At 61.2% G+C, this 25,996-nt stretch carries 23 protein-coding genes, 3 tRNA genes and 1 pseudogene; 17 read left to right on the top strand and 10 right to left on the bottom strand.

What is annotated here, in order from left to right:
- Positions 1-1,296 carry an ATP-binding protein gene (locus CD932_RS02555; protein WP_176460965.1) on the top strand — a complete coding sequence of 432 codons (1,296 nt, stop codon included), beginning with the start codon at positions 1-3 and terminating at the stop codon, positions 1,294-1,296.
- 2 nt (positions 1,297-1,298) lie between these two features.
- Positions 1,299-3,521: a DEAD/DEAH box helicase gene (locus CD932_RS02550; RefSeq protein WP_094441260.1), complete on the top strand. Its 2,223-nt coding sequence runs from the start codon at positions 1,299-1,301 to the stop codon at positions 3,519-3,521.
- Here the strand turns inward: CD932_RS02550 and CD932_RS02545 are convergent.
- Complete coding sequence (locus CD932_RS02545; protein ID WP_094441259.1) at positions 3,518-3,868, bottom strand: hypothetical protein; 351 nt, start codon at positions 3,866-3,868, stop codon at positions 3,518-3,520. The two genes, CD932_RS02550 and CD932_RS02545, sit on opposite strands and share 4 nt — an antisense overlap.
- 144 nt (positions 3,869-4,012) lie before the next feature.
- Here CD932_RS02545 and CD932_RS02540 point away from each other — a divergent pair, with 144 nt between their 5' ends.
- Complete coding sequence (locus CD932_RS02540) at positions 4,013-4,639, top strand: flavin reductase family protein (protein WP_094441258.1); 627 nt, start codon at positions 4,013-4,015, stop codon at positions 4,637-4,639.
- Positions 4,640-4,660: 21 nt separating this feature from the next.
- On the opposite strand, the gene CD932_RS02535 is transcribed toward CD932_RS02540, so the two are convergent.
- The 3 genes from CD932_RS02535 to CD932_RS02525 form a co-directional block, all read right to left on the bottom strand.
- A complete protein-coding gene (locus CD932_RS02535; protein ID WP_094441257.1) occupies positions 4,661-5,995 on the bottom strand; it encodes an MFS transporter in 1,335 nt (444 codons plus the stop codon).
- A gap of 88 nt (positions 5,996-6,083) precedes the next feature.
- On the bottom strand, positions 6,084-6,899 hold the full coding sequence (locus CD932_RS02530; RefSeq protein ID WP_094441256.1) for a substrate-binding domain-containing protein: 816 nt from the start codon (positions 6,897-6,899) through the stop codon (positions 6,084-6,086).
- A 17-nt stretch (positions 6,900-6,916) separates the two neighbouring features.
- A complete protein-coding gene (locus tag CD932_RS02525; RefSeq protein WP_094441255.1) occupies positions 6,917-8,008 on the bottom strand; it encodes a porin in 1,092 nt (363 codons plus the stop codon).
- Positions 8,009-8,118: 110 nt separating this feature from the next.
- Here CD932_RS02525 and CD932_RS02520 point away from each other — a divergent pair, with 110 nt between their 5' ends.
- The 3 genes from CD932_RS02520 (at position 8,119) to CD932_RS29220 (ending at position 10,077) form a co-directional block, all read left to right on the top strand.
- The gene (locus CD932_RS02520; RefSeq protein ID WP_094441254.1) at positions 8,119-9,033 is read left to right on the top strand and encodes a LysR family transcriptional regulator; all 915 of its coding nucleotides are present in this window, start codon (positions 8,119-8,121) and stop codon (positions 9,031-9,033) included.
- A gap of 53 nt (positions 9,034-9,086) precedes the next feature.
- Positions 9,087-9,887: a 2-oxo-tetronate isomerase gene (otnI, locus tag CD932_RS02515; protein WP_094441253.1), complete on the top strand. Its 801-nt coding sequence runs from the start codon at positions 9,087-9,089 to the stop codon at positions 9,885-9,887.
- 79 nt (positions 9,888-9,966) lie between these two features.
- The gene (locus CD932_RS29220; protein WP_369679803.1) at positions 9,967-10,077 is read left to right on the top strand and encodes a hypothetical protein; all 111 of its coding nucleotides are present in this window, start codon (positions 9,967-9,969) and stop codon (positions 10,075-10,077) included.
- 27 nt (positions 10,078-10,104) lie between these two features.
- Here CD932_RS29220 and uvrB read toward each other — a convergent pair whose 3' ends face one another.
- A complete protein-coding gene (gene uvrB, locus CD932_RS02510) occupies positions 10,105-12,192 on the bottom strand; it encodes an excinuclease ABC subunit UvrB (protein ID WP_094441252.1) in 2,088 nt (695 codons plus the stop codon).
- A 119-nt stretch (positions 12,193-12,311) separates the two neighbouring features.
- Here uvrB and CD932_RS02505 point away from each other — a divergent pair, with 119 nt between their 5' ends.
- The 5 genes from CD932_RS02505 to CD932_RS02490 all read left to right on the top strand — a co-directional run bounded on the left by CD932_RS02505 (position 12,312) and on the right by CD932_RS02490 (position 14,363).
- On the top strand, positions 12,312-13,526 hold the full coding sequence (locus CD932_RS02505) for an amino acid aminotransferase (protein WP_176460856.1): 1,215 nt from the start codon (positions 12,312-12,314) through the stop codon (positions 13,524-13,526).
- Between the two features lie 132 nt (positions 13,527-13,658).
- Positions 13,659-13,734, top strand: a tRNA-Asn gene (locus CD932_RS02500).
- A 4-nt stretch (positions 13,735-13,738) separates the two neighbouring features.
- Positions 13,739-13,885 carry a hypothetical protein gene (locus CD932_RS28665; protein ID WP_176460855.1) on the top strand — a complete coding sequence of 49 codons (147 nt, stop codon included), beginning with the start codon at positions 13,739-13,741 and terminating at the stop codon, positions 13,883-13,885.
- A 5-nt stretch (positions 13,886-13,890) separates the two neighbouring features.
- Positions 13,891-14,217, top strand: a complete 327-nt coding sequence (locus CD932_RS02495; RefSeq protein ID WP_094441251.1) for a Dabb family protein — start codon at positions 13,891-13,893, stop codon at positions 14,215-14,217.
- Between the two features lie 70 nt (positions 14,218-14,287).
- A tRNA-Asn gene (locus tag CD932_RS02490) sits at positions 14,288-14,363 on the top strand.
- Between the two features lie 577 nt (positions 14,364-14,940).
- Here the strand turns inward: CD932_RS02490 and CD932_RS02485 are convergent.
- Positions 14,941-15,189, bottom strand: a complete 249-nt coding sequence (locus CD932_RS02485; RefSeq protein ID WP_094441250.1) for a DUF1272 domain-containing protein — start codon at positions 15,187-15,189, stop codon at positions 14,941-14,943.
- 662 nt (positions 15,190-15,851) lie between these two features.
- On the opposite strand from CD932_RS02485, the gene nhaA reads away from it, so the two are divergent.
- The 5 genes from nhaA (at position 15,852) to CD932_RS02460 (ending at position 21,445) form a co-directional block, all read left to right on the top strand.
- Complete coding sequence (gene nhaA / locus CD932_RS02480; RefSeq protein WP_094441249.1) at positions 15,852-17,063, top strand: Na+/H+ antiporter NhaA; 1,212 nt, start codon at positions 15,852-15,854, stop codon at positions 17,061-17,063.
- 120 nt (positions 17,064-17,183) lie between these two features.
- Positions 17,184-19,172: a BCCT family transporter gene (locus CD932_RS02475; protein ID WP_176460854.1), complete on the top strand. Its 1,989-nt coding sequence runs from the start codon at positions 17,184-17,186 to the stop codon at positions 19,170-19,172.
- Positions 19,173-19,547: 375 nt separating this feature from the next.
- A complete protein-coding gene (locus CD932_RS02470; protein WP_094441247.1) occupies positions 19,548-19,952 on the top strand; it encodes a GtrA family protein in 405 nt (134 codons plus the stop codon).
- Positions 19,953-19,994: 42 nt separating this feature from the next.
- Entirely contained in the window at positions 19,995-21,296 is a 1,302-nt protein-coding gene (locus CD932_RS02465) for an NCS2 family permease (protein WP_094441246.1), read from the top strand.
- A 73-nt stretch (positions 21,297-21,369) separates the two neighbouring features.
- Positions 21,370-21,445 (top strand) — tRNA-Asn (locus CD932_RS02460).
- A 93-nt stretch (positions 21,446-21,538) separates the two neighbouring features.
- Here the strand turns inward: CD932_RS02460 and CD932_RS02455 are convergent.
- The 3 genes from CD932_RS02455 to CD932_RS02445 form a co-directional block, all read right to left on the bottom strand.
- On the bottom strand, positions 21,539-22,951 hold the full coding sequence (locus CD932_RS02455) for a S41 family peptidase (RefSeq protein ID WP_176460853.1): 1,413 nt from the start codon (positions 22,949-22,951) through the stop codon (positions 21,539-21,541).
- Positions 22,952-23,278: 327 nt separating this feature from the next.
- Complete coding sequence (locus CD932_RS02450) at positions 23,279-24,187, bottom strand: alpha/beta fold hydrolase (RefSeq protein ID WP_254926430.1); 909 nt, start codon at positions 24,185-24,187, stop codon at positions 23,279-23,281.
- A gap of 154 nt (positions 24,188-24,341) precedes the next feature.
- A complete protein-coding gene (locus CD932_RS02445) occupies positions 24,342-24,728 on the bottom strand; it encodes a hypothetical protein (protein ID WP_094441244.1) in 387 nt (128 codons plus the stop codon).
- 229 nt (positions 24,729-24,957) lie between these two features.
- On the opposite strand from CD932_RS02445, the gene CD932_RS02440 reads away from it, so the two are divergent.
- Positions 24,958-25,734 carry an alpha/beta fold hydrolase gene (locus tag CD932_RS02440; RefSeq protein WP_094441243.1) on the top strand — a complete coding sequence of 259 codons (777 nt, stop codon included), beginning with the start codon at positions 24,958-24,960 and terminating at the stop codon, positions 25,732-25,734.
- 7 nt (positions 25,735-25,741) lie between these two features.
- Here the strand turns inward: CD932_RS02440 and CD932_RS02435 are convergent.
- A pseudogene (locus CD932_RS02435) lies at positions 25,742-25,996 on the bottom strand (hypothetical protein); the annotation flags it as partial.

Genomic DNA, 25,996 nt, shown 5'->3' with positions numbered 1-25,996 from the left:
TTGCCACCTATCCGCCCCAGGGACCGCGATGCCGTCCTCCAGTCCTTGCGTGCCGGCGTGGTGCCGCGCGTCGGGCAGCATCTGATACAGGTAGGCCGCAAGCATGAGATAGAAACACTGGTATCCGATCTGGACAGGCTTGCCGACGGCGGCTCGGCGATCCGCTTTGTGATCGGTGAATATGGTTCCGGCAAGACGTTTTTCCTGAACCTGATACGCGCCGTGGCGATGGAAAAGAAACTGGTCACCGCCAATGCCGACCTGAATCCCGACCGGCGCCTGCACGCCACCGGCGGCCAGGCACGCTCGCTGTATGCCGAGTTGATGCGCAACCTGTCCACACGCTCCAAGCCGGACGGTGGCGCGATGACGGGCATCGTCGAGAAATTTGTTTCGACGGCGAAAACCGAAGCGGCGGCGCAGGGCGTTGCGACCGAAACGGTTATCCGCCAGAAGCTTGAACACCTGACGGAGATGGTCAATGGCTTTGATTTTGCCGATGTGATTGCCGCGTATTACAAAGGTTTTGAGACGGGCAACGAGCAATTGAAGGCCGATGCCATCCGCTGGCTGCGCGGTGAGTTCAATACCAAGACTGAAGCGCGCCAGGCCCTGGGCGTGCGGGCCATCGTCGACGACGCCTCGTTCTACGACCAGCTCAAGCTGTTTGCACGCTTCGTGCGCCTGGCGGGCTTTACGGGCTTTGTCGTCTGTCTTGATGAGCTGGTCAACTTGTACAAGTTGGCCAATACGGCCGCGCGCAATGCCAACTACGAGCAAATTCTGCGCATTCTGAATGACACCTTGCAGGGCAATACCGAAGGGCTGGGTTTTATCCTGGGCGGCACGCCTGAATTTTTGCAGGATGCGCGCCGTGGTCTGTTCAGCTATCCCGCATTGCAAAGCCGCCTGGCGGAAAATACCTTCGCCACGGCGAGGCTGGTCGATTACAGTGGTCCGGTGCTGCGCCTTGCCAGCCTGACTCCCGAAGACTTTTATGTCTTGCTGCAAAAAGTGCGCAACGTCCATGCGTATGGCGTGGCTGAGAAATTCGCCCTGCCTGACGAAGCGATTCACGCCTTCATGGAGCATTGCGCAAGGCGCGTTGGCGAATTCTATTTCAGGACGCCGCGTACTACTATCACGTCCTTTGTCGGCTTGCTGGCGGTACTTGAGCAAAATCCGTCGTCACGCTGGCAGGCATTGCTGGAGCAGGTCGACGTGTTTGCCGATACCGGCGGCGCTGCCGATGCCCAGCTGGAACCGGACGAAGATTTCGCCGGCTTCCGGATCTGACCATGTCCGCCGGCGAACCGCGTTCATCGGCCGCATTCAGCTTGCTGGACGTCCGCATCCAGCGCTGGATATGGACAGAGAAATGGAGCGTCTTGCGCGACGCGCAGGAGCGGGCGATTCCGGCGCTGGTCGGCTGCGACCGCGATGTGCTGATTGCCGCTGCTACTGCCGCAGGCAAGACCGAGGCCGCTTTCTTCCCCATCCTGACGCATTTGCTGGCCAATATCCAGGACACCGGCCTGTGTATCTATATCAGTCCGATCAAGGCCCTGATCAATGATCAGTTCATGCGCCTCGAACGGTTGTGCGAACAGCTGGAAATTCCCGTCTGGCCCTGGCATGGCGATATTTCTTCGTCTTCTAAAAACCGTTTTTTCAAGCAACCATCGGGCGTGGTGTTGATTACACCGGAATCGCTCGAAGCGATGCTGTGCAATCGCGGCTTCCAGGTGCCGCAGTTGTTTGCCAGGCTGCGCTATATCGTGGTTGACGAGCTGCATGCTTTTATCGGTAGCGAGCGCGGCAAGCAACTGCAGTCGCTGATGCAGCGGATGGAATTGGCGGTGGGGCACAAGGTGGTGCGGGTCGGGCTGTCCGCGACCCTCGGTGATCTTGGCATGGCGGCGGAATTCTTGCGCTTGCGTGGTGGCGATGGCGTCGAGATCATCAATTCGAATGCCGATCCGGTACGTCTGCAGCTTGAAATCAAGGCGTATGTGGAGCCGGCACATTTGCCGGCAGAGCAGCAGGATGCCCCCGCCATCACGACCAGTTCCATCGTCCGGCATCTGTTCGACACCTTGCGCGGTTCGAACAACCTGGTCTTTCCGAATACCCGCGGGCTGGTCGAGGAATACGCCCATGCCCTGGGCTGGCTGTGCGAGCAGCAGCATATCACCAACGAATTCTGGCCGCATCACGGCAACCTGTCGCGTGACATCCGGGAAGAAACCGAAGCGGCGCTGAAGAACAAGGCTTTGCATGCCACCGCCATTTGTACCAATACGCTGGAATTGGGGATCGATATCGGCGCCGTCAAAAGCATTGCCCAGATCGGCTCTCCGCCATCGGTGGCCAGCATGCGCCAGCGCCTGGGGCGTTCCGGGCGGCGCCCCGGCGAGCCGGCCATCTTGCGCGGCTATGTCACGGAACAGGCATTGATGAAGGATTCCACCCTGGATGTGCAGTTGCGCACAGGGTTGTTCACGTTCGCTGCGATGGTCAGCCTGCTGGAAGAGAAGTGGGTCGAACCACCGCAAACGGATGGCTTGCACTTTTCAACACTGATCCAGCAATTGCTATCCCTGATTGCCCAGCGTGGCGGCGTGCAGGCAGGTGACGCCTATCGCGCGCTGTGTGTGCAAGGCCCCTTTCCGGCCTTGGGCAAAGCTGATTTTCTCGATATGTTGCGCCATCTGGGCAAGCTCGAACTGATACAGCAGGACGCATCAGGTGTACTGCTGCATGGGGCAAAAGGTGAGCGCATGGTCAATCACTACTCTTTTTATGCCGCGTTTGCGGCGGAAGAAGAATATCGCGTCGTCTGCGATAGCCGCGTGCTGGGCTCCCTGCCTGTGTCGAGTAGCGTGTCCATCGGCGACTACATCGTGTTTGCAGGAAAAACCTGGTGTGTCGAGACGATAGAAGAAGAAGGCAAAACCATTTTGGTCAGCAAGACATCGATCGGCAAGGCGCCGGTGTTTGCCGGCGGAAAAGGGCATTTGCATGCCAGGATCAGGCAGCGCATGCGCGAACTGTACCGTGGCAGCGAGGTGCCGCATTTTCTCGATGCCGCCTCCGTCCTTTTGTTGCAGGAAGGGCGAGACAGCTATGTGCGCTATCGTCTCGATCAGCGCGTGATGCTGAGCATGGGAAGCAATATCTATCTGCTGACCTGGCTGGGCGACAAGCAGAACGAAGCCCTGGCCGCAGTGCTGCGCAAGGCGGGCGTGAGCGTCTCGGTATCCGGTCCTGCGATCGAGATTTTCGCCAAGGAAACTGACGAGCAGAGGATCGCGCAATATCTGCAGGCGTTTGCCCGCCAGCCGCCGCCTGACGCGCAGCAACTGTTGGCGGGTGCATTCAATCTGCGCAGGGAAAAATGGGATTGGGCGCTGCCCGAGCACTTGCTGAAAAAATCCTATGCCAGCTTGCAGATGGATGTGGCCGGAGCGCATGCCTGGACGCAGCAATATGCGGCTGCGCCGCAGGCGCATGACGATTAAAACCTGATTGGACAAGGCGCGGCCGTACCGCCGCCGAAGCCGGCATAACCGGATCTGGTGTCGAGATTGAGCGTCAGGTTGCCCTTGTCGGGCATGTCGATGCAGTATTCGCCGGTGGCCGTGATGATGCGGCAGATGCGTTTCGGGTCATTCGGGGCGCTCCACAGTTCGATGCGGGCCGCCTCGAACCATTTTGGCCTGGCTGCCGCATGCGCTTCGGCAAAGCCTTTTGCCAGGCGCGTTTGCGGCGTATCGGGCGGCGCCACGAACTGTTGCGGATGTTCGGCGCGCAGCTGGCGGTCGATGGCGTCGGGCCTGGGCGCGGCAGGCGGCGCTTCGGCGGGCACGGTGTCGTCGGCGGGGCTTGTCGGCGGGTCCGAGCCGCGCTCTGTCTGGGCGGATGGCGCATCCCAAGGTGCCGGAAAACGCGCCCGGCCGACGATTTTGTTAAGCTGGCACTCCCGGCTTGCGGCCGCAACGAAAGCAATTGCATGAGCGACGATAGCCATTTTTATGAACCCGCGCGGGGCCATGGCCTGCCGCACGATCCCTTCAACGCCATCGTCGGGCCGCGCCCGATCGGCTGGATCGCCACGCGCAGCAATGCGGGCGTGCTCAACCTGGCGCCCTACAGTTTTTTCAATGCCTTCAATTACACGCCGCCGCTGATCGGTTTTTCCAGCATCGGCCGCAAGGATACCTTGCGCAATATCGAAGAGAATGGTGAATTCGTGTGGAACCTGGCCACGCGGCCATTGGCCGACGCCATGAACACCAGTTGCGCGCCGGCGCCGCCCGAAGTCGATGAATTCGCGCTGGCAGGCCTGAGCCCGCTCGCTTCACGCGTGGTGCAGGTGCCGCGCGTGGCCGAAAGCCCGGTGTCGTTCGAATGCCGGCGCACGCAGATCATCGAACTGCAAGGTGTCAATGGCAGCGGTGTCGGCAGCTGGCTGGTGCTGGGGGAGGTGGTGGGCGTGCATATCGCGCGCCATCTGCTGAAAGATGGCGTGTACGACACGGCCGCCGCCGCGCCGATCCTGCGCGGCGGCGGCCCGGCCGATTATTTTGAAATCAGGGCCGACGGCCTGTTCAAGATGCGCAGGCCGGCCTGGCCTTGATACTGGTCAGGCCGGCCTGGTTCAGGCGACGGTCGGATGGCGCTCCCTGACGATGCCGCGATACACCAGCCATGTTGCGGTCAGGCTGATGGCGCCGGCGCCGGCCATCCAGTAGCCTGGCGAGGCCTTGTCGCCGGTGCTCTCGATCAGCAAGGTCGACACCAGCGGCGTCAGGCCGCCGAATAGCGCCGTGGCCAGGCTGTAGGCCAGCGAAAAGCCGGTGGTGCGCACGCTGGCCGGGATGATTTCCGTCAGCGCGACGATGGTGGCGCCGTTGTAGCTGCCGTACAGGAAGGAAAACCACAGCTCCACCATCACCATATGGTTGAAGCTGGGATGGCCGACCAGCCAGGACAGCGATGGATACGCGGTCAGCATGGTCAGCGCGGCGCACACCGCCATGATGGGCCAGCGCCCGATGCGGTCGGACAACGCGCCCATCACCGGCAGCCAGATGAAGTTCGACAGGCCGACGCACAGCGTGACGAGCAGGCTTTCCTCGGTGCTCAGTTTGAGCACGCTCTTGCCGAAGGTCGGCGTGTAGACGGTGATCAGGTAGAACGCCACCGTGGTCAGCACCACCAGCATGGCGCCGGCGACTACCAGCGGCCAGTTCATGGCGATGGTCTTCAACATCTGGCGGAAGGTCGGATGCGACTTGCGCGCCAGGTAGGCTTCGGTCTCCTGCAGCGAGCTGCGGATATAGAACACCACCGGAATGATCGAGCAGCCGATGAAGAACGGGATGCGCCAGCCCCAGTCGGCGATGAAAGCCGGGCTCAAGGTCTGGTTGAGGAAGTAGCCCAGTGCGGCGGAGAAAATGATGGCCACTTGCTGGCTGGCCGACTGCCAGCTGACGTAATAGCCCTTGTTGCCGGGTGTGGCCATCTCGGACAGGTAGACCGATACGCCACCGAGTTCCACACCGGCGGAAAAGCCTTGCAGCAGGCGCCCGATCAGCACCAGGAATGGCGCCAGCAGGCCGATGGTGGCGTAGCCGGGCACGAAGGCGATCAGTGCCGTGCCGGAAGCCATGATGGCCAGGGTCAGCACCAGGCCCTTGCGCCGGCCGATGCGGTCGACATAGCTGCCGAGAATGATGGCGCCCAGCGGACGCATGAAAAAGCCCGCGCCGAAGGTGGCGAAGGTCATCATCAGTGCGGCAAATTCGCTGGTGGCAGGGAAGAACGCCTTGGAAATATACGTCGCATAAAAGCCGAACAGGAAAAAATCGTACATTTCGATGAAGTTCCCGCTCGTCACCCGGATGACGGTGGCGAAGCGCGACGGAGCGCGCACCGTGGCGCGCGGCGCGATGGCCTCGGCGACGGGTGTGGCGGGGGAGGGAGTAGCCATGTGTTACCTATTGGTGAAAAATGAAAAAACGTCGTTCAGAGTCTATCCCCGCAGATGAATACATCTCCCGGGATAGACTCCTGGTGCATTAGTGCGGGACTGGCTTGGACTGTGGCGCAGGCGCCGAAGCGGGCTGCAAGCCGGTGGCCTCGATGGCGCCGGCGTTGGCCGGCGATGACAGGAAGCGCAGCAGGGCGCGTCCGGCTTCGGGCTGCCTGGCGTCGCTCACCAGCGCGGCTGAAAATTCCGTTATCAGTTGCACCTCTGCCGGCAGCAGGCCGACGATGTCGATGCCTTCCACAGGCAACAGCTCGCTGCGCTGCTGGCAACCGAAATCGGCCTGGCCGTGCGCGATGATTTCACCGACCGGGGTGGCGGGGATTTTCGCGGCCTTGCCCTGCATCTGTTCCGAGATTTGCAGCGTCTTCATCAGTTTCTTCTCGATGTATTCGCCGCTGGCGCTGTCCGAATAGGCCACTTTGTTCGCCTGCAGGAAGGCCTTGCGCAAGCCCTCGGTGGTGCTGATGTCGGGCTTGGCGGTGCCGCGGCGCACGGCGCAGGCAATCGGCGAGTTCGCCAGCACCACCTTGCTGCCTGCGACCAGGCGGCCTTCCTGCATCAGTTTGTCGAGCGCATCGCCGACCATGATGACGACATCGATCGGCTCGCCGCGCGCCAGTCGCGCCGGGATCGCGTTTTTGGTCGCGCCCATCGACGGCCCCCATTCGGACACCAGATGGTCGCCGCTGGCGCGCTCGTAGGCGGGCGCCAGGTTTTTATAGGCCTGGGCGAAACCGCCCGAGCTGACCACGCGGATGTCGGCGGCCTGCGCGGCGCCGGCGCCGAGCAACACCAGTGCGGCGAGCAGTGGCCGCGATGTGTGCATCAGAATATGTTGAAGCATGGTGCTTTCTCCTGTTGTTAAAATTTATGCATGAGGCCGAGCGTCAGGCCCAGGCCGTGGCGGTCATTGGCGCGGCCCGCAGTGACGCCGGCGGCATCGCCTTGCCACAAGGTGTAATCCGATTCAATGTACACGGTCGAGCGTGGCGAGAGCGACTTTTCAAGGTAGGCAAAGGCGCGCTGGAAGCCGTCGTCGACGTAGCCGGTGGCGGTTCGCCGCACCTTGTAGTACGCAGTCGTGAGCAGCAGGTCGGGCGCAAACTGGCGGCTCACGCCGGCCGATAACACGCCCTGCCGCACGGACTTGCCGACGCCGACATCGGCGCGGTTGACGCCCACGTTGGCCTTGAACTGCCAGGCATCGACCTTGTAGGCCGCGCCCACAGTGGCGGCGTCGAGGCTGCGGTTGTCGCGATTATGAAAACGCATCACCGCGCCGGACACGGCCAGAGCGTCCTGCCGGTAGGTCAGGGCGCCGCCCCAGGTCGACATGGCCGACGTGTTGCCGGCCACCTCGCCGAAGGAATACGCGGCGCGCGCCACCACCGGTCCGACCGTGGTGCTGTATTTCACCATATTGTCGAGCCGGTAGAAGTTGTCGGCATAGCCGCTGGTACCGTATTGCTGGCCGAACGCATGCCGGCCGAAAGCGGTATTGCTCAAGCCGGTGATATTGACGTTGGGGTTAAACGAGGCGTAGCGCACGCCGAGCGGGTCGACTGGCGCGATGGCGTCGGAGATCAAGGTCGCCTGGCGTCCCAGGTAGACCGAGCCCAGCGGCGACTTCAGTCCGACCCAGGCCTGGCGGTCGAACAGCTTGTCGGATTTGGCCGCAGTGCCTGCATCCAGATTGAGCCCGCCCTCCAGCCGGTACAGCGCCTGCCAGCCGGCGCCGAGATCCTCCTGGCCGTGCACTCCCCAGCGGCTGGTGTTGTTGACGCCGCTGCTGAGCGACGGCGTGCCGCCGCCGGGTGTCGGGGCGTTGGCAGCGTTCAAGCCGTTGGTATAGCGCGCGCCGACATCGGCGATGCCATAGAAAACCGCGCTGCTCTGGGCCAGGCAGGTGCCGTTGGCCGCAAGCAATAGCGCGAACGTACAATACTGTCGCATTATGTCTCCCTTGTTGTGGATGGTGCCTTCTTGATGAGGCTCATCATTCGTCCCCCATCATCGTTGAAATGGCATAATTTGATAATTGCAATTTTTCCGGGAATTAATGCATGCAACGCATCAATTACGAGCTTCATGATTTGCAGGCCTTTGTCGCCGTGGCCGAGCGCAACAGCTTCCGCCACGCCGCGGCCGATTTGTTCCTGTCGCAGCCTGCGCTGAGCCGCCGGATTGAAAAACTGGAAGATGCGCTGGGGGTCAGGCTGTTCGAGCGCACCACGCGGCGCGTGCAGCTGACCAATGTCGGGCAGGTGTTCCTGGTCAATGTGCGCGATGCGCTCAACGGCCTGGAGGACGCCGTGCTGGGAGTGGCCGACCTGGCAGCCCACCGCACCGGCACGGTGACGCTCGCCTGCGTGCCGTCGGCCGTGTGGCATTTTTTGCCCGCTGTGCTCAAGCGCTTCAGCACGCAGTTTCCGAAAATCCGCGTGCGCGTGCATGACGAAAGCGCGCAGGACGTGCTCAACCTCGTGCTGGCCGGCGAGGCGGACTTCGGCATCTGCTTCACGGGCGCGGAAAATTCCGAGATCCTTTTCCAGCCCATCTTTGTCGAGAGCTATGTGCTGGCGATGCGGCACGACCACCCGCTGGCCAAACGCAAGAAGCTGAGCTGGAAGGATACGGTCAATGAACGCTATATCGCGGTGGCCAAGTCGAGCGGCAACCGCAGCGTGCTCGACGCTGCGCTGTCCGGCGTCGAAAAGCACCCGTGGATCTCGTGCGAGATCAACCATGTGTCCGGCGTGCTGGCGCTGGTGGAGTCGGGCCTGGGCGTGGCGGCGGTGCCGGCGCTGTCCATCTTGCCGGAGCGGCAAAGCATGGTCGTCGGCGTGCCGCTCGTCAATCCCGCCGTCAAGCGCACGCTCGGCCTGATCAGCAAGCATCGCCATGCGATGGCGCCGGCCGCGCGCACCCTGTTCGACATGCTGGCCGAGAATATCATCAAGCAGCGGCGGCCGGCGTGAGCGGCGCCTGGCATACACTGTCAAACCCAGTGCACAAAATCAAGGAGACCCGCATGCCCCGCTTTGCCGCCAATCTCACCATGATGTTCAATGAAGTGCCGTTCCCGCAGCGCTTTGCCGCCGCCGCCAGGGCCGGCTTCCAGGGTGTCGAATTCCTGTTCCCCTATGAGCATGCGGCGCAGGATGTGGCGCTCTGGCTGCGCGAGCATGGCCTGCAGAACGTGCTGTTCAACCTGCCGCCGGGCGACTGGGCGGCCGGCGAGCGCGGCCTCGCTTCGCTGCCGGGGCGCGAGGAAGAGTTTCGCGCCGGCGTGGCGCAGGCCATCGACTATGCGCTGGCGCTGGGCACCCCGCGCCTGCACATGATGGCGGGGCTGGTGCCGGGCGGCGCCGACCTGGCGCCGCACCGCGCTACCTATCTGGCCAATCTGCAATACGCCGCCACGGCCGCCGGCGCGCATGGCATCGAGATCATGATCGAACCGATCAACGGCCGCGACATGCCCGGTTACTTCCTCGTCACCCAGGCCCAGGGCCATGCCTTGCGCCTTGCATCGGGCGCGCCCAACGTCAAGGTGCAGATGGATTTTTACCATGCGCAGATCGTCGAGGGCGACCTCGCCACGACGTTCAAAAAACACTTCGATGGCATCGGCCACGTGCAGATCGCCAGCGTCCCGGCGCGCAATGAACCGGACGACGGCGAAGTCAATTACCCGTATCTGTACCGGCTGCTCGACGAGCTGGGCTACGAAGGCTGGATCGGCTGCGAATACCGTCCGCGCGGGCGTACCGAGGAGGGGCTGGGGTGGCTTGCGGCCTGCAACAGCAAAGCGACTATCGCGACGACATGAGTTGTCGTTCTGATGGAGGAAGTCATGAAATCGCATAGCGCAGTTTGCCCGATTCGATGGCAGACAGGAGCTGTCCATCGTGATCGTGGCGCATTGCGGCGCCGTGCAACTTGAGGGCATCGGCGGCACAATGGCCATCCGCATCGAGGACTGCCAGCATTTTTATGACCTCGATTACTCGTTACCGTAATCCCGATAAGATGCTTGACGCGGACGGCTACTTGCCCAGGATCGACGTCACATTGTCGGTGCCCGGCGCGCCGAACAGCTGCTGCTTGAGCATATGCAGCTGGTCGCGCACCTGCGCCGCTTTTTCGAACTCCAGGTTCTTGGCGTGGTCGACCATCAGTTTTTCCAGGCGCTTGATTTCCTTGCTGACCTGTTTCTCGCTCATCGCTTCGAACTTGGCCGTTTCCTGCGCCACCTGCAGGTTTTCGCGCGCTTCCTGCGGGCTGTAGACGCCGTCGATCATCTCGCGGATCGATTTTTTCACGCCGATCGGGATGATGTTGTTGGCGGTATTGAAGGCGATCTGCTTGGCGCGGCGCCGTTCCGTCTCGTCGATGGCGCGGCGCATCGAGTCGGTGATGCGGTCGCCGTACAAAATCGCCGTGCCGTTCAGGTTGCGCGCGGCGCGGCCGATGGTCTGGATCAGGCTGCGCTCGGAGCGCAAGAAGCCTTCCTTGTCGGCGTCGAGTATCGCCACCAGTGACACTTCGGGCAAATCGAGGCCCTCGCGCAGCAGATTGATGCCGACCAGCACGTCGAACGTGCCCAGGCGCAGGTCGCGCAAAATCTCCACGCGCTCGACGGTTTCGATATCGCTGTGCAGGTAGCGCACCTTGATGCCATGGTCGCTCAGGTATTCGGTCAGTTGCTCGGACATGCGCTTGGTCAGCGTGGTGACCAGCACGCGCTCGTCCTTTTTGATGCGCTCGACGATTTCCGACATCAGGTCGTCGACCTGGCTGCTGGCCGGGCGCACGATGATCTGCGGGTCGACCAGGCCGGTCGGGCGCACCACCTGTTCCACCACCTGGTCGGAGTGCTGTCTTTCGTACTCGGCCGGCGTGGCCGAGACAAAAATCGTCTGCCGCATCTTCTGTTCGAATTCCTCGAATTTCAAGGGCCGGTTGTCGAGCGCCGACGGCAGGCGAAAGCCATAGTCGACCAGGTTGGTCTTGCGCGAACGGTCGCCGTTGTACATGGCGCTGAGCTGGCCCGTCAGCACGTGCGACTCGTCGAGGAACATGATGGCGTCAGCCGGCAGGTAGTCGACCAGGGTCGGCGGCGGCTGGCCGGGCAGGGCGCCGGACAGGTGGCGCGAGTAGTTCTCGATGCCTTTGGTAAAGCCGATCTCGGCCATCATTTCCAGGTCGAAACGGGTGCGCTGTTCCAGCCGCTGCTCTTCGATCAGCTTGTTTTCCTTGCGGAAAAATTCCAGCCGTTCGCGCAGCTCGTCCTTGATGGTCTCGACGGCGCGCAGCACGGTCGAGCGCGGCGTCACATAGTGCGATCCCGGATACACCGTAAAGCGCGGAATCTTCTGCCGCACGCGGCCCGTCAGCGGGTCGAACAGCTGGATCGATTCGATCTCGTCATCAAACATTTCCAGGCGCACCGCCAGCTCGGCGTGTTCGGCCGGGAAGATGTCGATGGTGTCGCCGCGCACGCGGAAGGTGCCGCGGCCAAAGTCGACCTCGTTGCGCGTATATTGCATCTGGATCAGGCGCGCAATCACGTCGCGCTGGCTCACCTTGTCCTTCACGCGCAGGGTCAGAATCATCTGGTGGTATTCGTTGGGATTGCCGATACCGTAGATGGCCGAGACGGTGGCAACGATCACCACGTCGCGCCGCTCCATCAGCGACTTGGTGCACGACAGGCGCATCTGTTCGATATGCTCGTTGATCGAGGAGTCTTTCTCGATGAACAGGTCGCGCTGCGGCACATACGCTTCCGGCTGGTAGTAATCGTAGTAGCTGACGAAGTATTCGACCGCGTTTTGCGGGAAGAAATCGCGAAACTCGCTGTACAGCTGCGCGGCCAGCGTCTTGTTCGGCGCGAAGATGATGGCCGGCCGGCCCATGCGCGCGATCACGTTGGCCATCGTATAGGTCTTGCCCGAACCGGTCACGCCGAGCAGGGTCTGGAAGGCCAGGCCATCGGCTATGCCTTCGGACAATTGGGCGATCGCGGTCGGCTGGTCGCCGGCCGGCAGGAAGGGCTGGTGCAGCTTGAACGGCGAGTCGGGAAAGGTAACGACTGTCGGTTCGGCGTCGTTGACGTTGGATAAATCGGGCATGTGAATCAGACCTTTGTTAGAATAGACCTCCGCTGGCGGCCCCGATGCGGTATTAACGGTATTTGGGCGCTGTCAACAACTCCGCTGTGAACCTGCTTCCAATCAAATCCAATCTTATCATGACGAACCCAACTGTTTCTGCCAGTCTGTTTAGCGCCATCGAGATGGCCCCACGTGACCCGATCCTGGGTATCACCGAAGCATTTAACGCGGATCAGAATGCCGCTAAAATCAATCTTGGCGTCGGCGTTTATTATGACGACAACGGCAAAGTGCCTCTGTTAGCTTGCGTACGCAAAGCCGAAGCGATCCTGATCGAACAGGCCGCGCCACGCACCTACCTGCCGATCGAAGGCCTTGCGGCTTACGATAAAGCGGTACAAGAACTGGTATTTGGGGCCGACAGCGCCGTGATTCAAGAGCGCCGTGCCGTTACCGTGCAAGCCATCGGTGGCACGGGCGCGCTGAAGCTTGGCGCCGACTTCCTGCAGCGTTTTGCACCCGGCGCCCAGGTCTATATCAGTGACCCGAGCTGGGAAAACCACCGCGCGCTGTTTGAAAGCGCCGGTTTCGTAGTCAACAACTACACCTATTACGACGCCGCCACCCATGGCGTCAATTTCGAAGGCATGCTGGCCAGCCTGAACACCATGCCGGCCGGCTCCATCGTGGTGCTGCACGCCTGCTGCCACAACCCGACTGGCGCCGACCTGACCGCCGCCCAGTGGGACCAGATCATTACCGTTGTCACCTCGCGCGGCCTGGTGCCGTTCCTCGACATGGCCTACCAGGGCTTCGCCAACGGCATCGCCGAAGACGGCGCCGTGGTGCTGCGCTTTGCCCAGGCCGGCGGCCCGCTGCTGGTGTCGAACTCGTTCTCGAAGTCGTTCTCGCTGTATGGCGAGCGCGTCGGCGCCCTGAGTGTGGTGGCGTCGAGCGCCGAAGAAGCGACGCGTTTGCTGTCGCAACTCAAGCGCGTGGTGCGCACCAACTACTCGAACCCGCCAGTACACGGCGGCAAGGTGGTCGCCACCGTGCTGTCGACCCCGGAACTGCGCCAGCTGTGGGAAGAAGAGCTGGCCGGCATGCGCGTGCGCATCCGCGAAATGCGCAATGCCTTCGTTGAAAAGCTGAAGGAAAAAGCGCCAGGCCACGACTTCGAATTCGTGCGCCAGCAAATCGGCATGTTCTCGTACTCCGGCCTGACCAAGGAGCAGGTGGCGTCGCTGCGCGAGCAGTCGATCTACGCCGTCGACACCGGGCGTATCTGCGTGGCGGCATTGAATTCGCGCAATATCGACATCGTGATTGACGCGATTGCCAAAGTGCTTTAAGATCTTGCTTCTTCGGCGCTGCTTGCAAGAGCAGCGCCGAAGGCAGTAGAAAGTCGTGGCGCTTGTATTGAACAGGTCTTGAAAATTGAGTCTTGCAAATATGAAATAAACGACATATAATATTGCCTCTTTTCCCTGATAGCTCAGTTGGTAGAGCGACGGACTGTTAATCCGCAGGTCCCTGGTTCGAGTCCAGGTCGGGGAGCCAGAATTTGAAAGCCACGTTGAAAAACGTGGCTTTTTCATTTTCAGCGCCACTTTTCCAGCGGGTGCCGGGCTTGGCGGCAAACCATCTTTTACACCCCGCCACCCGCTTTGCCGATTTGCGCTATCCTTTCCAGACGTTACGAGAAGGATAGCCACCATGACCTGCACCGCCGCCTTGCGCCATATCGTCCTGTGCGAATTGAACAGCGACATCACGCCCGCCAAACACGCCGAGCTCGTGTGCGAGTTTTCCCTGCTGAAAGACAGCGTGCCCGGCGTGCTGCAATTCGAGTGGGGGCCGAACGTCAGCCCGGAAGGCCTCGACGACGGCTACACCGATTGCTTCACCCTGACCTTCGCCGGCGTCGCCGCCCGCGACGTCTACCTGTCCCATCCGGCCCACCTGGCCTTTGTCGAACTGTTGAAGCCGTGGCTGGCGCGGGTGCTGGTGTTTGATTATTTCCCGCAGGAAGTGCCGGGCTGAGCGCATCTTTAAAATTTTCTTGCGAGAATCTGGACAGTTGAAAAATCGCTGTATATAATGCGGCCTCTTTTCCCTGATAGCTCAGTTGGTAGAGCGACGGACTGTTAATCCGCAGGTCCCTGGTTCGAGTCCAGGTCGGGGAGCCAGAATAAAGCGTTGATTACAAAGGCCTTCTTCGGAAGGCCTTTGTTGTTTACATGCACTCCGGTGGCCATCCCGGTGGCGCCGCGTACAGGGCCGAACTCGACTGCCGGTCAAAAGCGCGCGCCAGTCCCCTAGTTGTACGATTCTGCAAGCCCGCTAGCACGTAGCAGTGCCGGCGCACGCGCCATTGCTCGCCACCAGCAACAGTCTCATTCCCAGCTGTGATACATCTCATTACAAATGATGATTGGCAAAATATGGCGCAGTGCAGCATAATTCATCTGTCTCCTCCAACTCCTCCAAGAATTGGATTCAACCCGCCCTCAGTTGGCGGGTTTTTTTTCGGCAAAATTTCGTCTTCGAGGCCAGCGATGGCCATTAATGCATGAAGCACATGGAAAACGTCGAGAAAATAGCTGTTGTGGACCGGTAAGGTTGCCAATTTTCTTGATGGGCTGGCATTCTTTGCTCAGGAGAAAAGAGTTGCCTGCACTCGAAAAAAGTTATCGATGATATAAAGACCAAGTTGCGCGCCTGTTTGGCGGACTGGGGAGGGATTTCGGGCCGAAATGCCTTAGCTCAGGCCGTCTTTTCGCAACCAGCTGGCTTGTAAATGCGCTGCGTAGAAGCCGGGTTGTTGGCAAGTTTCGCCAGCGGACGCCGAGGTCGAGCAAGCAATTCACCGCCGCAGTTTGGACAAGTGCCTTCAAGGATGGAAGTGGCACACGCTGTGCAGAATGTGCACTCGAATGAACAGATGAGAGCTTCGGTGGATTCAGGCGGAAGATTTTTGTCGCAGCACTCGCAATTGGGACGCAGTTGAAGCATGATTTTCCCTGTAGGCTTGGGACTACGCCTCGGCTTGCGACGTATCCTGTGGCCGCCGAGCCTGGCGCCACTGTCCCTTCGCATCTCACTTTCTCACGAAAGTACGAGACCGTCAACGTGGTTGTTTTTCACGCGTGTTCGATGTGATCGCCTCCCTGTGCTCTTCGAAGAATGGCTCGGTGGCGAGCTGAACGGCTCCTTGCGCGCGACGAACCGGTTTTTTCCACGAATGGATGACGCGCCGGCCGCCCCTTCGGGAAGTAATCCGCAGGTCCCTGGTGCGAGTCCAGGCCGGCGAGCCAGAATGCACAAGGCCTTGTGGGCATCTTCCGCGATCATGCGAGCCGCCTTGCAAGGGACGCGTTCTGGTCTGCCGACAAGCCGTTACGGTATAATGATTCCCGGGTGATCATACGAACAAGTATGACAGGACATGCGCTGGTCGGGCCGCCACGCAGACCACTTGCGTGCCATCCCCATGCCCTTGTTCCGCCTCGCATTTCCCCTCTACTTCCGTCGACACGCGCGCTGCCATGCTGCGCCATCGGTCGTGACCTTGCCGCTCGATACCTCCTGACGCGCCGCCGAACCGACGTTTGGCAAGTTCCTTCCATCACAAGACAACGGCGTGCCCATCCATCGGACAGGGTGCCGAATACATCATGCGCATCGAAAAAAAACTCTCCCGCACCTTCAATGAATTCATGCAGTCAGGAAAATCCGGCGGCATTGTCCTGATCGTCTGCACCCTTGTGTCGCTGGCGCTGGCCAACTCCGCGCTGGGCACCGATTATCTGGGGTTCTGGCACCGCCACGTTGCCGGCCTGAGCATTGAACACTGGGTCAACGACGCCCTGATGGCCATCTTCTTCCTCCTGATCGGCCTGGAACTGAAGCGCGAACTGTACAACGGCGAGCTGTCCGACCTGCGCCGCGCCATGCTGCCCATCCTGGCGGCGGCCGGCGGCATCGCCGTGCCGGCGCTGATCCACCTCGCGTTCAACGGCGGCACGCCGACCCAGGCCGGCATCGGCATTCCGATGGCCACCGATATCGCCTTCGCGCTTGGCGTGCTGAGCCTGCTCGGCAAGCGGGTGCCGGCGTCGCTGAAGGTCTTCCTGGCCGCGCTGGCGGTCATGGACGACCTCGGCGCCATCATCGTCATCGCCGTGTTCTACACGACGCAGCTGTCGTTCGCGTACTTGCTGGCGGCGCTGGGCGTGTTCGCGGCGCTGTTCCTGATGCAGCGCGTGCTGCGCGTGATGGTGCTGTGGCCCTATCTGCTGGGCGGCGCGGTGATGTGGTTCTGCATGCTGCAGTCCGGCGTGCATGCGACGATTGCGGGCGTGCTGCTGGCCTTCGCCATCCCGGATTCGGCCATCGAGGACGATGCCGCTTCGCCCTCGCAGCGGCTCGAACATGTGTTGCACCAGCCGGTCGCCTTTTTGATTTTGCCGATCTTTGCGCTGGCCAACACCGGCATCGTGATCGGCGCCGGCTGGGCGGCAGAACTGCTGTCGGCCAACAGTGTCGGCATCCTGCTGGGACTGGGGATCGGCAAGCCGGTGGGCATTTTCCTGTTCACGTTTGCCGCAGTGACGCTCGGCGTTTGCCGCCTGCCGCTCGATCTGGCCTGGCGGCATGTGCTGGGCGCGGGCCTGCTCGGCGGCATCGGCTTTACCATGTCGATCTTTATCACCAATCTTGCCTTCGTGGGCCAGGCCGAGCTTATCAATGCGTCGAAAATGGCGATCCTGCTGGCCTCGTTTGCCGCCGGGCTGGCCGGATTCCTCTGGCTCAAGTTCCTGGGTGCGCCGCTGGCCTCGGACCCTGATCCCGACACCATGGATTTTGACAGCGACGCGGCGCTTTGACAGGGGGCGCACGCCATCCGTCCGGTGCCGTGTTTCCGACCCTTGCAATGATAATATTGCTTCGGCAACAAACAGCCTGCCCTGACTCCACCAGCCATATCTTGAGAGAAAGCTGAATCGATGAGTGACCATCAACCCAAGCAAGTCGCGGGCCGTCCGTCTCGCTTCAGGATGGAAGTCAATCCGCCGGTATTTTTTATCTCCGCCGCCCTGATCATTGCCTTCGTGCTGTTCGGCGCCCTGTTCCCGCAGCAGGCCAGCAGCGTGTTCGATACGCTGCAGGCGCGCATCGTGCACGATTTCGGCTGGTTTTATATTTTGGCCGTCGCGCTGTTCCTGATCTTCGTGATTTTCCTCATGCTCAGCCGCTACGGTGACGTCAGGCTGGGCCCTGACGACAGCGAGCCCGAATACAGCTATCTGTCCTGGTTCGCCATGCTGTTCAGCGCCGGCATGGGCATCGGCCTGCTGTTCTTCGGCGTCGCCGAGCCGATCCAGCATTATGCCAGCCCGCCGGTGGGCGAGGGCAGCACCATCGAGGCGGCGCGCCAGGCCATGATCCTGACGTTCTTCCACTGGGGCTTGCATGCCTGGGCCATCTATATCGTGGTCGGGCTGGCGCTGGCCTATTTTGCGTTCCGGCGCGGCCTGCCGCTGACCTTGCGATCAAGCCTGTTTCCGCTGATCGGCAAGCGCATCTACGGGCCGATCGGTCACGCCATCGATATCTTCGCGGTGCTGGGCACCATGTTTGGTGTCGCCACCTCGCTGGGCTTTGGCGTGCTGCAGGTCAATGCCGGCTTTGCGCACCTGTTCGGCCTGCCGGTCAACACCACGGTGCAGGTCATCCTGATCGCTGTGATTACCGGCATGGCGACGCTGTCGGCCGGCACCGGGCTCGACAAGGGTGTGAAACGCCTCTCCGAACTCAACATCATCCTGGCGATCGCCCTGCTGATCTTTGTCCTGTTTGCGGGCTCGACGGTCTTCCTGCTGCAGGCCTACGTGCAGAATATCGGCGCCTACCTGGGCGCCGTGGTGCAGCGCACCTTCCGCATGTATGCCTACGAGCCCAACACTTGGCTGGGCGACTGGACCCTGTTCTACTGGGGCTGGTGGATTTCATGGTCGCCGTTTGTCGGCATGTTCATCGCGCGTATCTCGCGTGGACGCACCATCCGCGAATTCATTACCGGCGTGTTGCTGGTGCCGGTGCTGTTTACCTTCCTGTGGATGACCGTGTTCGGCAACACGGCCATTGCGCTCGACCTGAGCGGCGCCGCGCCCATTGTGCAAAGCGTTGCCAACAATATGCCGGTGGCGCTGTTCGAGGTGCTCGAGCAACTGCCGTTGTCGGTGATCGCGTCCGGCATCGCCACCTTGCTGGTCATCACCTTCTTCGTCACCTCGGCCGATTCCGGCGCGCTCGTGATCGACATGATCACTTCCGGCGCGGTGCCCAATGCGCCGGTGTGGCAGCGTATTTTCTGGGCCATCTGCGCCGGTGTCGTGGCGGCCGTGCTGCTCTTGGCGGGAGGGCTGAAGGCGCTGCAGACGGCGGCGCTGGCCAGCGCGCTGCCCTTCGCCGTGGTGATGCTGTTTATCTGTTATGGCTTGTTGCGCGCGCTGCAGACCGAGACCAAGGGGGCGGGGATGGACCTGTCGCTGGCGGCCGATATGCCGTCGGCGCCCGAAGGGCTGAGCTGGCAGCAGCGCCTCGCCAGCATTACCGGTTTCTACGACCAGCAGGCGATTACGTCGTTCCTCGGCGACACGGTACACCCGGCACTGGACGCGGTGGCGGCGCAACTGCGCGAAAGCGGCCTGTTGCCGGAATTTATGCAAGGCGAAGACCGGCTTGAACTCACCGTGCCGCATGGCGAGCGTGGCGTATTTCGCTATACGGTACGCGCACGCAGTTACCGCTCGCCCAGTTTTGCCTGGGCCGAATCCCGGCAGGCCGCGCCGGAAAGCCGGCACTACCGGGCCATGGCCGCCAGCTCGGAAGGGGAGCAGCAGCACGATGTGACTGGCTACACGAGCGACCAGCTGATCAACGACCTGTTGAATCAGTACGCCCGCTTTCGTCACGTGCGAAGGATTACCTGACTGCAAATCTCGCAATTGCCGCAATCGAAGCCTCTGATCGCCTTGCCGATCTGGCGCCGCGCACGCCGTCACGGCAAGGATGGCGCGCTTGATTTTGAATCTTTGCCGCAACTTGCAGTAAAATGCGGGATGAAAAATGGTTACGAGCAATCGTAGCCATTTTTTTGTTCTTGCCTGACCTAAGCAAGTACGCATAAATTCTTGTGGATTCTGACTTCCATAACCGGCGCTCTGCAGCGTTGCCCGCTGCTAGCAGTGCTCGCACTGCGTCGCATCGGGCGCCTTGCAGCGCATCCGGTTCTGTTCGTCATAATTTCACAATAATTTCTTGGCACTTACTTAGGCTATTTCGCATCGCTACCAGTGAAATCAACCATGTCGCATTCCCTGCATCACCAGTTCCTGCGCTTTGCCGCCGTCGGCGCTTCCGGCACGCTCGTGCAGTACACCGTGCTGTGGGCTGGCGTCAGCTGTTTCGGCGTTGGCGCCGCCGCTGCGGCTTCCGGAGTGGGCTACATCCTCGGCTCGGTGGTCAACTATGTGCTCAATTACTTTTTTACCTTCAAGAGCGACAAGGGCCATGGCGAGGCGCTCGCCAAGTACTTCAGCTTGCTGGCCGTCGGCTGGTGCATCAATACCGGCCTGATGTGGTTTCTGGTGCACGGGCAGGGCTGGCAGGTCTGGCTGGCGCAGATACTGGCAACCGGCCTGGGCCTGGTGTGGAATTTTGCCGGCAGCCGCTGGTGGGCCTTCAAGCCGGCCGATGCGGCGGCCAAATAAACGATCGTCTTTGCACAACAAAAACAAGACAAGGGGTTACTCATGCAGTTTCTGGAACGTTATTTCAAACTGAAGGACAACGGCACCAATGTGCGCACCGAGCTGCTGGCCGGCCTGACCACATTTTTGACGATGGCCTATATTATCTTCGTCAACCCCAGCATCCTCGGCGACGCCGGCATGCCCAAGGACGCCGTGTTTGTCGCCACCTGCCTGGCCGCCGCCATCGGCACCCTGGTCATGGGCCTGTACGCCAACTACCCGATCGCCCTGGCGCCGGGCATGGGTCTGAACGCTTACTTTTCGTACACGGTGGTCAAGGGCATGGGCATGAGCTGGGAAGTGGCGCTGGGCGCCGTCTTCATTTCCGGCTGCCTGTTCATCCTGGTCAGCCTGTTCAAGATACGCGAGCTGATCATCAATAGCATCCCGCCCGCGCTGCGCACGGCCATTACGGTTGGCATCGGCCTGTTCCTGGCGATTATTTCCCTGAAAAGCGCCGGCGTGGTGGTGTCCAATCCGGCCACCATCATCGCGCTTGGTGACCTGCACCAGCCGGCGCCCATTTTGGCCATCATCGGCTTTTTCATCATCGTCGCGCTGGACCGTCTGAAAGTGCCGGGCGCCATCCTGATCGGCATTCTGGTGATCACGGTGTCGAGCTTTTTCTTTGGCGGCAACCAGTTCAACGGCATCGTCTCGGCGCCGCCGGCCCTGGCGCCGACCCTGTTCAAGCTCGACATCATGGGCGCGCTGTCGATCGGCATCGTCAATGTGGTGCTGGTGTTTTTCCTGGTTGAACTGTTCGACGCCACCGGCACCCTGATGGGCGTGGCCAACCGCGCCGGCCTGCTCAAGGATGGCAAGATGGCGCGCATGAACAAGGCCTTGCTGGCCGACAGCACGGCAATCGCTGCCGGCGCCTGTCTGGGTACCTCGAGCACCACGGCGTTCGTTGAAAGCGCGGCCGGCGTGCAAGCGGGCGGGCGCACCGGCCTGACGGCCGTCGCCGTCGCGCTGCTGTTCCTGGCCAGCCTGTTCTTTGCGCCGCTGGCCCATACCGTGCCGCCCTACGCCACCGCGCCGGCACTGCTGTATGTCGCCTGCCTGATGCTGCGCGAACTGACCTTCATCGACTGGGACGACAGCACCGAAAGCATTCCGGCGGCAATTACCGCGCTGATGATGCCGTTCACCTTTTCGGTCGCCAGCGGCGTGGCGTTCGGCTTTATCACCTATGCGGTCTTGAAACTGCTGACAGGCAAGGGCCGGCAGGTGTCGGTGGTGGCCTACATCATTGCCGCGATTTTTCTGTTCAAGTTCATTTATCTGGGCGCGGAGTAAGAGCCGGATGTTTGATGCGGTGCAGATTGCTTCTGGACACAGGAAAAATCGGCGTATATAATACGGCCTCACTTCCCTGATAGCTCAGTTGGTAGAGCGACGGACTGTTAATCCGCAGGTCCCTGGTTCGAGTCCAGGTCGGGGAGCCAGAACAAGCAGCAAAGCAAAAAGCCCAGTCTTCACGGACCGGGCTTTTTGCATTGCAGATAACAGTATGCTCTCGTCGTGAACTGGGGAAGGCTTCAGAGCTGACTGATCCAGTGCCGGGCGGCCTCAAACACCGCGTCCCTGTGGTCTTCCGCTTGGACATCGACCGCATGGTCGGGCGCGATTTTTTCCGGGACCACCTGGCCATTGCGGTCGGCATAACGGCCAGTGCTGATGGCCAAACTGGCACCGTCCGGCCAGGGCTGGTCGAAGACACTGGTAGTCAATCCCGCAGTGGCGGCGCCAAAGGTCGCGGTGTACGGGCGTTGCAGAAAAGCGGTCAGCAGGGCTTCACCGGCACTGGCGGTACGCTTGCCGATCAATAGCGCCACCGGTTCGCGCTCGCCAGCAAACACGGGATCGGCGCCGCTGAAGTACGGTTCCTGGTCGTCGCTATCGGCCGGAATGCCAAAGGCCCATCGGCTGCGCTTGCCGGCACGGTCGACCGTATATGCGACATCGATGTTGCCGTAGAGCGGACGAAAGCCGGCAATCAATGGACCCGTGCTGCCGCCGCTTTGTTCGCGCAAATCGATGATCCAGCGCCGCGCGCCGCGCGTGTGCATGTCGAGCAGCACGTCGCGCACCTGGTGCGCATAGCGTTGCCGTGCTTCCCGGGTGACGGCGGACTTGCTGACCAGCTTCAGATAAGCCAGATCGGGCGCCAGCAGTGTGGCGTCAATCGGCTGGTTGTCAGGCGGATTCTCAGACGGACTGCCGGCGCGCACGCGTCCCTTGGCGGCGCCCAGGGTGCGAACTTCTGCGGCGCTCAGGAACCGGCTGTGCGGGTCGTCCAGCAGGCGGGTCACGTCTTTCAGCGTCAGGCTCAGCTCGGTTGGCGACACGGCGCCGCTGGCGCTGATGCCGGCACTGTGGCGCAGCGTGCGCAGCCGCGCCGCATCGTAGTACAGGTAGTAGTTGCTCAGCTTGTCGAAGGCTCGTTCCAGATAGGCCTCGCTGTCCACGCTCATCTGGCCTGGCGCATAGACCGCGCTGCTCCTGCTGAGCGACAGCGAATGGATATCGAGTCGTGGCGGACCGCTGTTCACCTGGATAAAAACACCGACCTTGTCCACTTCCGATGGAATGTAGGCACTGGCCTGCAGCACGCCGCCGTTGAACAGGTAATTGCCGCCACTATGGCTGGCCACCTGGTTGCCGTGATAGGCGGTGATCAGCACGCTGAGATTAATGGCATCGGGCGCGCTGAAGCGCAGGTCGGCGTTGAGATATAGACGCCGCCCTGCCACCTCCGAAGCAGGCATGACCGCGCCGACTTCCGAAACCTTGCCGGGACAATTGCTCAGCGCGGCGTCCGCGTCGAGCTGCATGTCTTGCGCGACACCGCACTGGCGCGTGACGCGGAACGTGGCGGCGACCGGCTGTGCAGCGTGCGTGCCATTGGCGGCAGCGGCCGTCCCCCACAACAGCGCCATCAGAAATGTCATCAGTGACTTCATGCGGACAGCCCCAACCGACAGCGACCTTGCGTGGCTGGAGTCGTTCACTGCCACAACGTTCCATGGACCCGCTTTGCTCGCGGTTGTCGGCATACGGCTCCCTCTCGTTCCACAGGCCAGTTAATCTCAGTACATCAACATGTTTTTATCAAGAGTATCAACTCCACCATCTACAGAGTTTGCCACGTTACAATATGGTACAAATCGCAATATATTTAAGTTGGGTGGGGATGAGGTTCGAAGGCGGCAATTGGCAATGTTCTGCGCGGTTGCCGTGGTTCTGTGCGGTACGGGGCGATTTTTCAGCTATTGGCATTACAGGGTGCTGATAATGTCCTGCTGGAGTTTTTCCGGTTCGTCCTTATGAATCTGATGGCCGGAGCGTTCAAACAGGAACAGCTTTTTCCTCGGTGCCTGCAGTTCGTCAAAATAGTCGCGCGTGATCCTGGTCGAAGTCTGGATATCGTTCTTGCCGACGAAAAAATAGACCGGGCAATCCGCTTTCCGCAAGCTGTCGCGCAGGTCGATCGTCATCACGTCTTTCCAGACCGGCGACCAGGTTTTTGTCCATTCAAAAAACATCTTTTTGAACTCGTCGCCGAGCGCGGCGTCCATGCCGTCTTTGTAGAACAGCCATTTCCTGACATAAAACAGGTCGTCATCGGTGGTGAACCTGGTATCGACCCTGGCCAATTCGCCGCTGGCGGCGGGATCGTTCTTGAAATGGTCTTTCAGGGTAGCGAGCAATGCCTGTTCGCTGGCCAGCTGGCTGACCACGGGATTGACGGCGAAATAGGCGTGCAGCAGTTCCGGATGCTGTTTGACGACATGAAAACCGAGCACATTGCCCCAGGAGCTGCCCAACAAATAGATTTTGTCCTGCCTGAATTCTTTTCTCAACAGCTTGACGACTTCCAGCGTGTCTGCCTGTATCAGCGCGACCGAAGGCGGCACCGGTGATCGATTCAATTGCAAGGTCTTGCCCGCATCGCGTTGATCCCATTGCACGATGGTAAACCGGGTTTGGAGTATCCTGGTAAACGCATCGGCATTGCGGATCATCGAACTGCCTGGCCCGCCCGATAAAAACAGCAGCACCGGTTTGCTGGCATCGTCGGTCTTGATATCGATGAATTGTGTGATGCCGCCGATGTCGGGCGTCAGCGATTTTTCCATCGGCACGGCTTGCGCCTGGCAGGCGGCAAACGGCATCAGGGCCGACATGAACAATGCTATGAGGTATTTTTTTATCATGTGCCGAGTCTAGCAGCTTGCATATGCGGAATATACGCGGATTGTTTCCTGCATTCGATGGCTGATAATGCAGCAGAGCCACGTGCTGCCACGTGGCCCTGTCGCTGTTGCGCTTGGTTCGACATCAAGGATCGATCAGCACGTCGAAGCGGATATTGAGCGGGCTGTTCCAGGAAATGTCGACCCAGGCGCGGAAGCCGCCGTTGTACGGAGCGATGTTGTAGACCGCCATGCGGGCCGCGCCGATAAAGCGCTCCTGGGCGTTTGCGCCGTATTCGCTGATGTTGACGAAGACGCGCGAATTGGCGTTCACGCTCGCTTGCGTGAAATTGACGTTGGGCTGGACGCCGTTGGCGCGCCAGATATAGTAGGTGGTGAACGAGGCACCGCTGAGGCTTGCAGTTGCCTCCTGGCCGCTCGCGTCCTGGCCGGCCAGTTGCCCTTCCTGCGGCATGTCCGTGGTTTCCGGCTGCAGATTGCTGCCTGTACGAATTTGTTCTGGTGTATCCATGATGCTCTCCTGATTGATGAGTTGGACTCCGAGCCAGTCTGGTGTCGAGTGGCGAGTCCATTCTAGGCGTGCCTTGCCGGGGCGGCGCCGTGAGTGCATCGGCATGTTTGCGTTGTGACAAACCTGCCGCAGATGCATTTTCCGGCCAGCTATTTTTACGGCGTCGGCGGGCGTGGCCCACAGGTCGATGGCACAATGCGGGGATCCTGTTCAGCCCAAGCGCCTGCCCATGCCGATATTGACACTGCGTCCCCATCACGAGCTGTATTACGAACTGATCGCCGGCGACCCGGCGCGGCCGGTGCTGGTCTTCCTGCATGAAGGTCTCGGTTGCTGCGCCATGTGGAAGGATTTCCCCGCCCGGCTATGCCAGGCCACCGGTTGCCCCGGCTTGCTGTATGACCGGCTCGGCCATGGTTTGTCGTCGCCGTTGACGGCGCCGCGCCGCCTGCATTATGTGCACGATTGCGCGCTCCACGAGTTGCCCGAAGTGCTAGAGCGCCTGATCCCGCAGCAGGACCATATCGTGATCGGCCATTCCGATGGCGGCAGCATCGCCCTGATCCATGCCGCGCAACAGCCGGCGCGCTTGCGCGGCGTCGTCATCGAAGCGGCCCATGTGTTTGTCGAAGCGGTGACGCTGGCCGGCATCCGCACTGCCAATGCCGCCTTTGAGGCCGGCAAATTGCGGGCGCTGGCGAAATACCATGGCGACAAGACGCAGACCCTCTTCAAGGCCTGGGCCGACACTTGGCTCAGCCATGGATTCGGCTATTGGAATATCGAATACCTGTTGCCGTCGATTGCCTGCCCGGCGCTGGTGATGCAGGGTAGCGCCGACCAGTACGGCACTGCGGCCCAGGTCGACGCCATCGTCGCGCAGGCGCTGCGCGCGGTGCCGGCGATGATCGAACAATGCGGCCATACGCCGCACCAGGAGCAGCCGCAGGCGGTGCTGGAACTGATGCGTGTGTTCCTCGAAGGACGCATCGCCGAGGCGGGCTGAGCCAATCTCAGTGACAGGCCGGGTCGCTGTCCCAGCGGCCCGCGCAGATGCGCGCGCGGCACAGCATGCCTTCTATCAAGCCCAGCTGCCGGCAGCGCTGCAGCAGGCTCGCCGTTTCCGCTTCCTCATGGCGCAGCACCACGTCGCGCGGCGGCTGCGTGCGCTGACCGTGGGCGACGATGGCGGCCAGCAAGGTCACGTCGCTGTCGCCGGCCGCTGCGGCCAAGCTGGGCCTGGCGGCCGCTGCGCGCGCGGCCGCCTG

This window comes from Janthinobacterium sp. PC23-8, assembly GCF_002250505.1.
Taxonomy (GTDB): domain Bacteria; phylum Pseudomonadota; class Gammaproteobacteria; order Burkholderiales; family Burkholderiaceae_D; genus Janthinobacterium.
This window is presented reverse-complemented; position numbering and strand designations above follow the sequence as displayed.

Coding starts and splice junctions, on each gene's coding strand:
- otnI (WP_094441253.1), top strand. CDS start 9,087: ATGCCCCGCTTTGCCGCCAATCTCACCATGATGTTCAATGAAGTGCCG.
- CD932_RS02550 (WP_094441260.1), top strand. CDS start 1,299: ATGTCCGCCGGCGAACCGCGTTCATCGGCCGCATTCAGCTTGCTGGAC.
- CD932_RS02455 (WP_176460853.1), bottom strand. CDS start 22,951: ATGACATTTCTGATGGCGCTGTTGTGGGGGACGGCCGCTGCCGCCAAT.
- CD932_RS02520 (WP_094441254.1), top strand. CDS start 8,119: ATGCAACGCATCAATTACGAGCTTCATGATTTGCAGGCCTTTGTCGCC.
- CD932_RS02485 (WP_094441250.1), bottom strand. CDS start 15,189: ATGCTTCAACTGCGTCCCAATTGCGAGTGCTGCGACAAAAATCTTCCG.
- CD932_RS02445 (WP_094441244.1), bottom strand. CDS start 24,728: ATGGATACACCAGAACAAATTCGTACAGGCAGCAATCTGCAGCCGGAA.
- CD932_RS02535 (WP_094441257.1), bottom strand. CDS start 5,995: ATGGCTACTCCCTCCCCCGCCACACCCGTCGCCGAGGCCATCGCGCCG.
- CD932_RS02525 (WP_094441255.1), bottom strand. CDS start 8,008: ATGCGACAGTATTGTACGTTCGCGCTATTGCTTGCGGCCAACGGCACC.
- nhaA (WP_094441249.1), top strand. CDS start 15,852: ATGCGCATCGAAAAAAAACTCTCCCGCACCTTCAATGAATTCATGCAG.
- CD932_RS02530 (WP_094441256.1), bottom strand. CDS start 6,899: ATGCTTCAACATATTCTGATGCACACATCGCGGCCACTGCTCGCCGCA.
- uvrB (WP_094441252.1), bottom strand. CDS start 12,192: ATGCCCGATTTATCCAACGTCAACGACGCCGAACCGACAGTCGTTACC.
- CD932_RS02495 (WP_094441251.1), top strand. CDS start 13,891: ATGACCTGCACCGCCGCCTTGCGCCATATCGTCCTGTGCGAATTGAAC.
- CD932_RS02540 (WP_094441258.1), top strand. CDS start 4,013: ATGAGCGACGATAGCCATTTTTATGAACCCGCGCGGGGCCATGGCCTG.
- CD932_RS02470 (WP_094441247.1), top strand. CDS start 19,548: ATGTCGCATTCCCTGCATCACCAGTTCCTGCGCTTTGCCGCCGTCGGC.
- CD932_RS02440 (WP_094441243.1), top strand. CDS start 24,958: ATGCCGATATTGACACTGCGTCCCCATCACGAGCTGTATTACGAACTG.
- CD932_RS02465 (WP_094441246.1), top strand. CDS start 19,995: ATGCAGTTTCTGGAACGTTATTTCAAACTGAAGGACAACGGCACCAAT.
- CD932_RS02505 (WP_176460856.1), top strand. CDS start 12,312: ATGACGAACCCAACTGTTTCTGCCAGTCTGTTTAGCGCCATCGAGATG.
- CD932_RS02475 (WP_176460854.1), top strand. CDS start 17,184: ATGAGTGACCATCAACCCAAGCAAGTCGCGGGCCGTCCGTCTCGCTTC.
- CD932_RS02450 (WP_254926430.1), bottom strand. CDS start 24,187: ATGTCGGCCCTGATGCCGTTTGCCGCCTGCCAGGCGCAAGCCGTGCCG.